The sequence below is a fragment of the Paenibacillus mendelii genome, assembly GCF_024498075.1.
GTDB classification, from domain to species: domain Bacteria; phylum Bacillota; class Bacilli; order Paenibacillales; family Paenibacillaceae; genus Paenibacillus_Z; species Paenibacillus_Z mendelii.
In genome coordinates this window covers 158,303-168,411 of record NZ_JANHOF010000002.1, presented here as the reverse complement: position 1 = coordinate 168,411, position 10,109 = coordinate 158,303, and the positions used below count along the sequence as shown (strand labels likewise).

Below are 10,109 nucleotides of genomic sequence, written 5' to 3'. Positions count from 1 at the left end.
GCGCCGAGGCTTGCATCATCCTTCGGTTATCTGGTGCTGTAAGACCAGAAAAGGGCGTTACAGACTCGCCAATCGCGATGAGGGTGAGCTGTAACGCCATATTTTACCGTTACAGCGCCGGGGTTTGCATCACCCGTCGGTTTTCAGGTGCTGTAAGACCAGAAAAGGGCGTTACAGACTCGCCAATCGCGATGAGGGTGAGCTGTAACGCCATATTCTACCGTTACAGCTTCGGGGCGTGCATCACCCGTCGGTTTTCAGGTGCTGTAAGACCAGAAAGGGAGAGCTATAACGCAGCATTTTAACATTGCAGCTTGGTTAGCCCGGACGGGCATTCACCCAAACATCCGAGCGGCTGTTTTTTTATTGTCTTTTATTGATGTTTATCGTCGTTTGTTACTATATAATAGTATATATAAAGAGGAGGCGGATACTTTGTTTGCAGCTAATCGGCGGGAGAAGATCGTACAGCTGCTTCAGCAGCAGGAACAAATCGTTGTCAAGGAGCTGGCGCGCGAGCTTCAGGTATCGGAGGGGACGCTCCGGACGGATCTGAAGATTCTGGAGGATGAAGGCTTGCTTGAACGAACCCACGGGGGCGCAGTGCCGGTAAAATCGAAGTCGGCCTACACTGTGGATCGCTATCCATCCCGCGGCGAGCTGAATGCCGAAGAGAAGGCCGTTATCGGGAAGAAAGCGGCTGAGCTGGTGACGAAAGGGCAGTGCGTCATTCTTGATGCGAGCTCAACGGTACTGCAGCTGGCCAAATCGCTGATCGATTACGATTTCTTGACGGTGGTTACGAATGGGCTGGAAGCCGCGATGATCCTCAATCAGAATCCGCGAATCAACGTTATTCTGATCGGAGGCATCCTTCGTTCCGGATCAAGAACGGTTGAAGGCGTGCTGGGTAAATCCATGCTGGAGGATATTCATGCCGATGTCTTCTTCACATCATCCGAAGGGTTCAGCTTGGGAGAAGGAATGACGGATTTCAGCTTGTACGAGGCCGAATTAAAGAAGCTGATGGCCGCGAATGCAACCAAGACGGTCGCGCTTGTCGACTATACGAAGCTTGGGCGAAGATCGATTGCGACCTCGGTGCAGGCTAGAGGGATTCATACCCTAATAACGGATTCAAAGGCTGACAAGGAGTTTCTGCGCCAGCTGAGCGGTATGGAAATCATCATTGCCGGCAAATAGGCGAGTGCCGAAACAGACAGTATGTAACAACAAATAAACGTTCATATATAAACGAATATAAACGTCAATAAAAATAAACAAAGGTTGACAAATAAAGAAAAACGGGAGGAAAATATAAGAATAGAATAAGGCACAAAGCAAGCGAGGAGCAGATAACGATGCTGAATACGATAGACGGATTTATTATCGATTTGGATGGGACGGTATACAAGGGAGCGACAGCGATTGCAGGTGCCGGGGAAACGATTGACTATCTGCGTTCGATCGGCAAGCGAATCGTATTCTTAAGCAACCGCGGGAACATATCCAGAGCGATGTGCCGCGATAAATTGGCAGCGATGCACATTCATGTGCCCGAGGATGAAATCATTTTATCGTCCACGGTGACAGCGCGATATTTGATGCAGCGCCATCCCGGCTGTAAGGCATGGGCGCTCGGCGATCCGGGCCTGCGGGATGAACTGGCGGCAGCTGGCGTGCAGCTGGCGGAGAAACCGGAAGAGGCGGATTGGGTTGTGATCACGCTGCATGAGACGCTTACCTACAGAGAACTGAATCAGGCCTTCAAAGCCGTCCGGAACGGGGCAAGGATAATCGCGACGAATGATGATAAGACCTTCCCCGGGGATGAGGGGGACTCCATCGATGTGGCCGGTATGATCGGCGCTATCGTGGCATCGACCGGACAAGAAGTGGAGGTCGTCATCGGCAAGCCATCGGCACATATGTCCGAAGCGGCGCTCAGCGTGCTGGGTCTGCCGCCGGAGCGTTGTATGATTATAGGCGACAGCTTAATGTCCGATATTCGCCTTGGGAAGCGTTCCGGAATAAGGACTGCGCTTGTTCTCAGCGGTTCAGTTACCCGTGATGAGCTTGATGCGGTGATGGATAAGCCGGATTGTGTCTGGGAATCCATCGGTGATTTGAAAATGCTATTGAGCCGAAATGAGGAGATCGCGTGACGGATATTTTAACGAATATTAAGAAACAAGCAGTTGCGGCGGCGGAAGCAGGACTAAACCTGGCTGCGCTGGATATGGGTCCTGTCCGCATTGAATCTGGGGCGATTCGCGAAGTAACACCTTATCTGACAGAGATGAATTATCGGCAAGTATCGGTCGTTTCGGACAGCATCACATATGAGATTGCCGGCAGCGCCTTAATCGCATCCATAATAGAATCAGGCATCCATGCGCATTCGACGATTATTAAACCTAACCCGAATGGGGATGTCATTGCGGACGAAGTATCGTTGATCCAGCTTCTGCTTGATATTCGGCTGCATGCTTCGGAGGTCGTTATCGCGGCTGGCTCCGGTACCCTGCATGATATCGCGAGGTTCGCCGCTTATACGACGGGCATTCCGTTTTTATCGGTGCCTACGGCGCCTTCCGTCGATGGATTTAATTCTAAAGGCGCACCGGTCATCGTACGAGGCGAGAAAATTACAATCCCATCGATTGGACCGGACGCGATCTTCGCGGATCTGGATATTCTGACCCATGCGCCGTCCGAGCTCGTTGCGGCGGGTTTTGGCGATATGCTCGGCAAATATACGTCCTTGTTGGATTGGAAATTCGGCAGCCTGGCCGGGGGCGAGCCCTACTCGCCTCTCGTAGCAGAGCTGACCTGGAATGCGCTTCAGCGATGTATCGATAATGTCGATGAAATCGCAGCACGCAGCACCACGGGTATTCGGATCCTGACCGGAGCTTTGCTGGAGTCAGGCTTCGCCATGCTGCTGTTTGGGCAATCGCATTCCGCCTCTGGAGCGGAGCATCATCTCTCGCACTATTGGGAGATGGAGTATCTGAAGCTTGGCCGCCGGCAGCTGCTGCATGGCGCTAAGGTCGGTGTGGCTTGTGCGGAAATCGCTAAGCTGTACCATCGGCTTGCGGCAGAGCAGCTGCCATCCGTCTTTGGGACCGAGCAGGCGAAGATTGTACATGAAATCGGCCAGCTGCCGGATGAGCATGAGATTAGCAGCCTGCTGCGCAAGGTCGGAGGACCCGATTATCCGGCGAAACTTGGAATCGACGAAGAGCTTCTGATGCGCAGCTTGCGGGAAGCGCATCATATCCGGCCGAATCGATACACGCTGCTGAGGGCATACAACGAATCCATGAAATCGTAATAAGAGGAGTTAGCATTATTATTTTGATCGATTCGTTACAAGATAGACATACCAAAGAAGTTGACAAGCTGCCGAGGCGTACCAAACGCTGCGGCAGCTTTTCATTATCCCAATAATAGCCTTCATACAGAAGAGTGTGGTATTATAGAACATATGTTCTTATTATGGAGGGGTTTTGATGCATATGGTTGTATTGGATAGGAACGGAAATCCATGTGTTATTCAAGTTCGGGATGTACTGCTGATGATGACAATGAAGCATGGTCCGGAGTTTGTAACCGGTGAAGGGAGCTATCGTTTGCCGATTACGGCAGCGCAGCTGCTGCAGGCGTTCGAATCCTATGGTTTTGAGCAGGTGGACCGTAATGTGATTGCCAATCTGAATAAGGCGGTTTCATTCGATCCGATGGCGAGGAAGCTGTATTATGACGAGGAGGGGGCCAACCGCGGAGGCTTATATGCAACGGTATCGGGAGCGAACAGCTATAAGGTGAGCCATCTGATCCGAGAATCGGAGAGCGAGAAGCAGGACTATTATGCTGCTGCCAAGTCAGGTGAGTCGAGGGGTTGCTGTTCGTGGTCGGAGATGTCTCTTCCTGCGTAGCCAGGAGCTGCACGATGGCGCGTAACGGCCATGTTGGTTACGCGCCAATTGCGGGAATAAGAAAAACGAAGTCTCATTAATAGGTAATATCTATAATCGATATTAGCTTTATATATTTCCGTCGATTTGATCTTTCATGCTATAACCATAGCAGAAGCTGATTCCGAAGGAGGACGAGAAGATGGAACAACGATGGGAAGCGGGATTATATGATCAGGCGATGAGCTTTGTCTCCAAGTACGGCGTAGGGGTCTTGGATCTGGTTGCGGCGAAGCCGGGTGAGCGAATTATCGATTGGGGCTGCGGCACAGGGGATTTGGCCGATCAGCTGGCCCAGCAGGGGGCCATTGTGACGGGGATTGACGCCTCTGCTTCCATGATTGCGAAGGCGCAGCAGAAGTATCCGGCTGTTGCCTTCGTAGCAGATGGGCAAAGGTACCGGTCAGAGACGCAAGTAGACGCGGTTATGAGCAATGCAGCACTGCATTGGATGACCGACGCGGAATCGACGGCGGCGAGCATTGCTGGCTCGCTGCGCTATGGCGGTCGGTTTTCGGCGGAGTTCGGAGCCGCGGGCAACATCGCTGAGGTCAGGCGGGCGCTTGAGGAATCCTTTCATAGCGCGGGAGTGCTGGAGCTGCTCCGTATCCCGTGGTATTTTCCAACAATCGGCGAATACACCTCTCTTCTTGAACGTCATGGATTATCGGTACGAATGGCAGAACGCATAGAGAGGCCGACTCCGCTAACGGGAGGAGAAGAGGGACTTCGCATATGGCTCGATACGTTTGCCAATGGACTGCTGACCCCCTTAGATGAGGCTTGCCGCGGTGAAGTCATCGACGGTACCGAGCGCAGATTGAAGCAAACCAAACTCTATCAAGACGGGGAATGGATCTTAGATTATGAACGAATTCGGGTAACCGCAACGAAAAGGTAAATTTTTCACCTCGGAAAGTCGATGATATAATCATACAAGGTTTGTCACCTTTGATATCGACCTAGGGGGAAAGCAGCATGATTCAGGTTTCGCCAGAAAGAAAGAGGCAGCTCGATTTTATAGGGATTACAGATGATGATCTATCGCTCTTAAGCAGTAACCGGGAAATATTCGACCAGGTCGCAAGCGAGGTTGTGGACCGTTTCTATGGACGGATTGGCAAGGAATCTGAGCTTTTTGCCATTATTAATAAATTCAGTAGTATCGACCGGCTGAAGGAAACGATGCGCGTGTATTGGATGTCCCTCACGGAAGGTAAAATTGATGAACAATTTATTGAAAATCGGGTTCGTGTAGGCGTCGTCCATTCGAAGATTGGCTTGAATACGGATTGGTATCTCGGGTCTTATGCCATCTATTTAGATCTGGCAACCCAAGTGTTTAAGCGGATGATGCCTGATCGTTGGCAGCATATCATTCTTGCCCTTTCCAAAATGTTTAATTATGACTCCCAGCTTGTGCTGGAGGCTTATCAGAAGCTTGAGCAGGAGCATGTGCAGCATTTGGCAGACTCCAGGCAGAATATGCTAAGCTCTGTGACCCAGGCGGTACAGGAGCTGGCGGGCATGATCGTGGATCTAGAGGAAAGTGCCAAGACGATGGCGGATTCGGCTGTCTTGACGGCGGAATCGCAGGATCATTCCAACCGGATGCTCGGCGAGCTCATGACCGACGTCGAGAACATCGGCGAGGTTGGGACGCTCATTCGGAACGTTGCGGATCAGACCCATTTGCTTGGACTTAACGCTGCAATTGAAGCGGCAAGAGCAGGGGAGCACGGCCGCGGCTTTGAATTCGTGGCTAATGAAGTCCGGAAGCTTGCCGCGTCTTCGCGAGAGGCGATGTCTTCTATTCAGGATCGGCTTGAGCAGATTGAGGAGAAGGTCACGGTCGTACGCAAGGAATCCGAAGAGTCTTCCATTCAAGCGCGTGAGCAGGCGGCAAGATCGGAAGAGCTCGCGGCGTTCGTCACGACGATTGAGAAAGTCACTAATGATTTGAAACAGCTTAATGATTAGCATGAAGCTGTACTAGTGAAAGGGCATCCCCGCAGCGTGGCGGGATGCCCTTTTGTTCTCTGGTAAGACCAGGACTACAAAGATCGCCTGACCGGACCTCTTGGCCGGCAGGCGATCTTTGTATGACTCATTATACGATTGGTGTATGCGTAGTGTAACGCTCGCGGTCGAAATCCTCCAAGGCTTCAGCGGCCTTGCGCATATCTTCCTGATGCACCTGAAGCTTCAAGCTGTTGCTGCGGTTAGAGCCCGAAGCTCCGTAATTTGCTCCTCCGGCGATGCCCGATACTGGCTGGCCTTCCTCGGCGCGAACCCGGCAGCGTACGCCTTTATTATGCAAATAAGCATGCTTATCCTGCAGTTCATCTGACTTTTCTCCGGACGGCGCGGATAGAATCGTCTTCCATCGGCTCGACCGGAACATCATGGCAACAAGGAACAAGAGCACCGCGACACCAATGACAATAAGCAAAAACTGCATTGTCTGTTCACCTCTTCGTTCCGGGAGGGTTTCCTCCCTATTTACGTATACCATAACCTTCCTGCCGGAAACTGAAACAGCAATTGGGCTAATAGTTAAACGGGAATAAAGATGACGATGTTGTCCTTGCGGCAGAAACAGGTATCAAATAAACTTCCGGCTCGTTTTCTTCCCGTCGCAGCTGAAGACGATTTTCTTATCCTCGACATAGGTTTCCAGATGCACGGACTTGCCCCACAGCTGTACGACATAAGGCAGCGTTCGCTCCACGTATTTCAAATCCAGCTCCACGCCTTCGAATTGATGGGTCAAATACAGCTCACCGACCCGGTTGTGATCGCCATCGGCTACGACAATGCTTGGAAAGCCGCCGTTGACGCGGGAGTAGACGAGCTGCTCCCGAATATTTTCCCAGCCTTTATCGGTAATTTTCCATTCGGCGCCTTTCTTCTCGAAGATGTACAGGTCTAGATCCCTTACCAGTTCCTTGGTCAAATAATTGCGCAGGAAGGAGATGTCGGAATCCAATTCGCGCACCTCGAATATTTTATCCCGCCCAAGTCCCGGCTGGCGTCCGAGCCGCTCCTGTTCTTCCTTCGTCGGCTTATCCCAGCGCCGCTCGATGTCCTCGAAGATTTTGAGGCCGAGATAGTAGGGGTTCAAGCTGTGGCGCGAAGGCTGCACGACAGATGAATTCAGCTTCGCGAATTCGATCGTCTCCTCGCTGGTCAGGTCAAGCTCGCGGATGATGCGCTGATGCCAGTAGGAGGCCCAGCCTTCGTTCATGATTTTCGTCTCGATTTGCGGCCAGAAATAGAGCATCTCGTCGCGCAGCATGGATAGGATATCCCGCTGCCACTCGGTTAGATTCGGGGAATACTCCTCGATAAACCAGACCAGGTCCTTCTCAGGCTTCGGCGGAAAGCGCTTGGACTCGGCAGCTTTCTTGCGTTCAGCCTCTTCGGCCTCCGGATCTGCCTCCAAGTCCCAAACATCCTCATAGCCGGTTTTGAGAGGGGCCTGCGACGAACGGTTCTGCTCCTTGGTCAACAGCTCGATATAGCGTGTTTTGTCCAGCTGGTAGGGCTTAATGAGCGTCGGATCGACATGCTCCTGAATGGCCAGGATCGCATCGATGAATTTCTCAACCTCTTCGTTGCCATGATCCATCTCATATTGGCTGATCCGCTCCGCGGTAGCGGCCATGCTCTCAACCATATTGCGGTTGGAACCGCCGAAGCGTGCGTTGTTCTTGAAGAAGTCGCAATGCGCGAGCACGTGAGCGACGATGAGCTTGTTCTGGATGAGCGAGTTGCCGTCGAGCAGGAACGCGTAGCACGGATTGGAATTGATGACGAGCTCATAGATTTTGCTGAGGCCAAAATCATACTGCATTTTCATCCGGTTGAACGTTTTCCCGAAGCTCCAGTGGCTGAAACGGGTCGGCATGCCATATGCGCCGAAGGTGTAAATAATATCTGCCGGACATATCTCATACCGCATCGGGTAGAAATCGAGACCGAATCCTACGGCGACTTCCGTTATCTCATCGATGGCCCTCTCCAGCGCCTTGATTTCATCCTGGTGCATGTTGCTTCCCCCTTGCTATATGGATTGAACGAATGATTGGAACACAAGCCGCCGCGCAGGCAGAAGGCAATTTCGTTCATTCAATATAGGTCGAATTCGTGGTTCATATCTATACGTATGGGAAAAGGCAGGCCAATATACGCGGGAGTGGGGAACGGGTTTGTTCTGTATTTTCCATATTGAAGGTAATGTGGCCAAGAAGCGATATTGGGAGAAAGATGTCTTTACTCATTTTTTTTGAAAAAGTGTTTTCGATAATAGATTTCGTTAATCGATGCCAAAAATAAGATTACGGCTCCCTAAATATCATCCCAATTCAAATCCCCGTCATACCAATATCTAAGAAAGTTAGTCGTTGCACCTATCAGAACAATTCTAATAAAGATGATGAACTTCTTATCCATTAAAACACCTCCTCAAAAAGTAGTACTAGTTAAATTGAGTGCATATCGATAATTCGGCTAGCAGGATGGAAGCTACTCCGTCAGGGCATTAAATGCGAAACAAGATGCGGTTCAATCCGCTATATTTGCAGATCTAACCATTCCCCAGGATAAACTATTCAGCATGTGATCTTACCTTCATACAAATAGAGCTGAAACCGATTCCTAGTGGAGTCGGTTTTTCCATTCTCTGCGACCTGACCGCAAAGTGTGAATTCTCATCTTTGCATCCTTTTTATATATTAAGAAATTTTCCTTCTTTTTCTCAAAACAAAACAAAAATATTTTCCGAAAATATATTGACTGCCAGATTCCCCCAACTTACGATGTAGACAGGAACACATAATCATACTAAGCGAGGTGGAATGAAGTTTGAGTGCACGGATTGAGAAGGGTTCCAATGTGTTATGGGTGGATTTTCTGGCAAACGGGAAGCGGCTGGCGGACCCGCAGGAACAGCTGAAGCTGGTGAATCAGGCGAAGGCCGCGCATATTACGCATCTGATTGTCGATGCCAAGATTCCGTACGGGCATGTGACGTTCGCGAGCTCGACGGCTGCGCCGCATGTGAGCGAATGGTCGGAAGGGCGTTTCGGCGCATGGGCCGGGCGTGATTTTCTGCGGGAACTGACCGGCAAAGCGCATGAGGCAGGGTTGAAGGTCGTCGCCAATATCGATGTATTCGCAGAAGGTACGATCCGCAGCCGGGATGGGCTCGCATACGAGCATAAGGATTGGCAGGTGACCTACTATCAGCCCGCGGCCGAAGGAGAAGTCCCGGCATTCATCAAGGCAGAAGACGGACACGAGGACAGCATCTTCGTGAATCCGCTTCATCCCGAGGTGCGCGCCCATCAGCTTGCCGTCATTCGTGAGCTTGCCGAAAACTATCCGGTTGACGGCATTGTACTGGACCGCTGCAGATATCCGAACATATACGGTGACTTCAGCGACTTGAGCCGGGAACGGTTCGAAGCCCATATCGGTGCCAAGGTGGAGAGTTGGCCGGAGGATATCTTTACGAAGGGCAGCGGGGAGGGCAAGGACCGCATTCGTCATGGCGCTCTGTTTGCGGAATGGACCAAATGGCGGGCCATGAACATCAAGCACTTCGTCCAGGAAGCCAAGGCGGCGTTCAAATCGCTGCGGCCGGACGCGTTGTTCTGCATCTATGTCGGGTCCTGGTACCCGCTCTATTACGAGGAGGGAGTTAACTGGGCCAGCACCACGTATGATGCCGGATTGGAGTGGGCATCGCCATCTTATCAAGAATCGGGATATGCGGATGAGTTGGATTTTCTCATGACCGGCTGCTATTATCCGGAAGTCTATATGGAAGAAGCCGCGAATAATGGCCGGCCTGCGTTCTGGTACAGTGTTGAAGGCGGGATCGAAGTCAGCGCTGCCGCTATGAACGGCCCAGTTCCTTTTATCGCGAGCCTTTATCTGCATGATTACGAGAACAATCCGGAGCAATTTGCGAAAGCGGTTGCTCTGTGCCGCGAGCGGTCGCACGGCGTCATGTTATTCGATGTATGCTACCTGGAATATTATCAGTGGTGGGGGCTGCTGCCTGCTTTGCTAAAGTGATGCATTCATGTCATAGCACCTGAATAATTGAGATGGAGGTCAATA

General features: G+C 51.3%; 9 protein-coding genes. 7 read left to right on the top strand and 2 right to left on the bottom strand.

All coding sequences use genetic code 11. The features are described from left to right. The first annotated feature begins 435 nt into the window (after window positions 1-435). The 6 genes from NNL21_RS07955 to NNL21_RS36200 all read left to right on the top strand — a co-directional run bounded on the left by NNL21_RS07955 (window position 436) and on the right by NNL21_RS36200 (window position 5,960). Complete coding sequence (locus tag NNL21_RS07955) at window positions 436-1,203, top strand: DeoR/GlpR family DNA-binding transcription regulator (RefSeq protein WP_204817760.1); 768 nt, start codon at window positions 436-438, stop codon at window positions 1,201-1,203. Between the two features lie 158 nt (window positions 1,204-1,361). Then, the gene (locus NNL21_RS07950) at window positions 1,362-2,165 is read left to right on the top strand and encodes an HAD-IIA family hydrolase (RefSeq protein ID WP_204817761.1); all 804 of its coding nucleotides are present in this window, start codon (window positions 1,362-1,364) and stop codon (window positions 2,163-2,165) included. Further along, complete coding sequence (locus NNL21_RS07945; RefSeq protein ID WP_204817762.1) at window positions 2,162-3,337, top strand: sn-glycerol-1-phosphate dehydrogenase; 1,176 nt, start codon at window positions 2,162-2,164, stop codon at window positions 3,335-3,337. The genes NNL21_RS07950 and NNL21_RS07945 overlap by 4 nt, the downstream gene beginning before the upstream one ends. A gap of 178 nt (window positions 3,338-3,515) precedes the next feature. Then, window positions 3,516-3,941, top strand: coding sequence for a LytTR family transcriptional regulator DNA-binding domain-containing protein (locus NNL21_RS07940; RefSeq protein WP_204817763.1), 426 nt, complete (start codon window positions 3,516-3,518; stop codon window positions 3,939-3,941). 181 nt (window positions 3,942-4,122) lie between these two features. Further along, complete coding sequence (locus tag NNL21_RS07935; protein WP_204817764.1) at window positions 4,123-4,881, top strand: class I SAM-dependent methyltransferase; 759 nt, start codon at window positions 4,123-4,125, stop codon at window positions 4,879-4,881. Between the two features lie 77 nt (window positions 4,882-4,958). Beyond that, entirely contained in the window at window positions 4,959-5,960 is a 1,002-nt protein-coding gene (locus NNL21_RS36200) for a globin-coupled sensor protein (RefSeq protein ID WP_204817765.1), read from the top strand. Between the two features lie 130 nt (window positions 5,961-6,090). On the opposite strand, the gene NNL21_RS07920 is transcribed toward NNL21_RS36200, so the two are convergent. Together NNL21_RS07920 and NNL21_RS07915 are read right to left on the bottom strand one after the other, a co-directional pair. Beyond that, on the bottom strand, window positions 6,091-6,441 hold the full coding sequence (locus NNL21_RS07920) for a hypothetical protein (protein WP_204817767.1): 351 nt from the start codon (window positions 6,439-6,441) through the stop codon (window positions 6,091-6,093). A gap of 144 nt (window positions 6,442-6,585) precedes the next feature. Then, window positions 6,586-8,031, bottom strand: a complete 1,446-nt coding sequence (locus tag NNL21_RS07915) for a SpoVR family protein (RefSeq protein WP_204817768.1) — start codon at window positions 8,029-8,031, stop codon at window positions 6,586-6,588. 815 nt (window positions 8,032-8,846) lie between these two features. On the opposite strand from NNL21_RS07915, the gene NNL21_RS07910 reads away from it, so the two are divergent. Further along, the gene (locus tag NNL21_RS07910) at window positions 8,847-10,064 is read left to right on the top strand and encodes an alpha amylase family protein (protein WP_204817769.1); all 1,218 of its coding nucleotides are present in this window, start codon (window positions 8,847-8,849) and stop codon (window positions 10,062-10,064) included. Window positions 10,065-10,109: the final 45 nt, after the last annotated feature.

Coding starts and splice junctions, on each gene's coding strand:
- NNL21_RS07950 (WP_204817761.1), top strand. CDS start 1,362: ATGCTGAATACGATAGACGGATTTATTATCGATTTGGATGGGACGGTA.
- NNL21_RS07940 (WP_204817763.1), top strand. CDS start 3,516: ATGCATATGGTTGTATTGGATAGGAACGGAAATCCATGTGTTATTCAA.
- NNL21_RS07935 (WP_204817764.1), top strand. CDS start 4,123: ATGGAACAACGATGGGAAGCGGGATTATATGATCAGGCGATGAGCTTT.
- NNL21_RS36200 (WP_204817765.1), top strand. CDS start 4,959: ATGATTCAGGTTTCGCCAGAAAGAAAGAGGCAGCTCGATTTTATAGGG.
- NNL21_RS07920 (WP_204817767.1), bottom strand. CDS start 6,441: ATGCAGTTTTTGCTTATTGTCATTGGTGTCGCGGTGCTCTTGTTCCTT.
- NNL21_RS07915 (WP_204817768.1), bottom strand. CDS start 8,031: ATGCACCAGGATGAAATCAAGGCGCTGGAGAGGGCCATCGATGAGATA.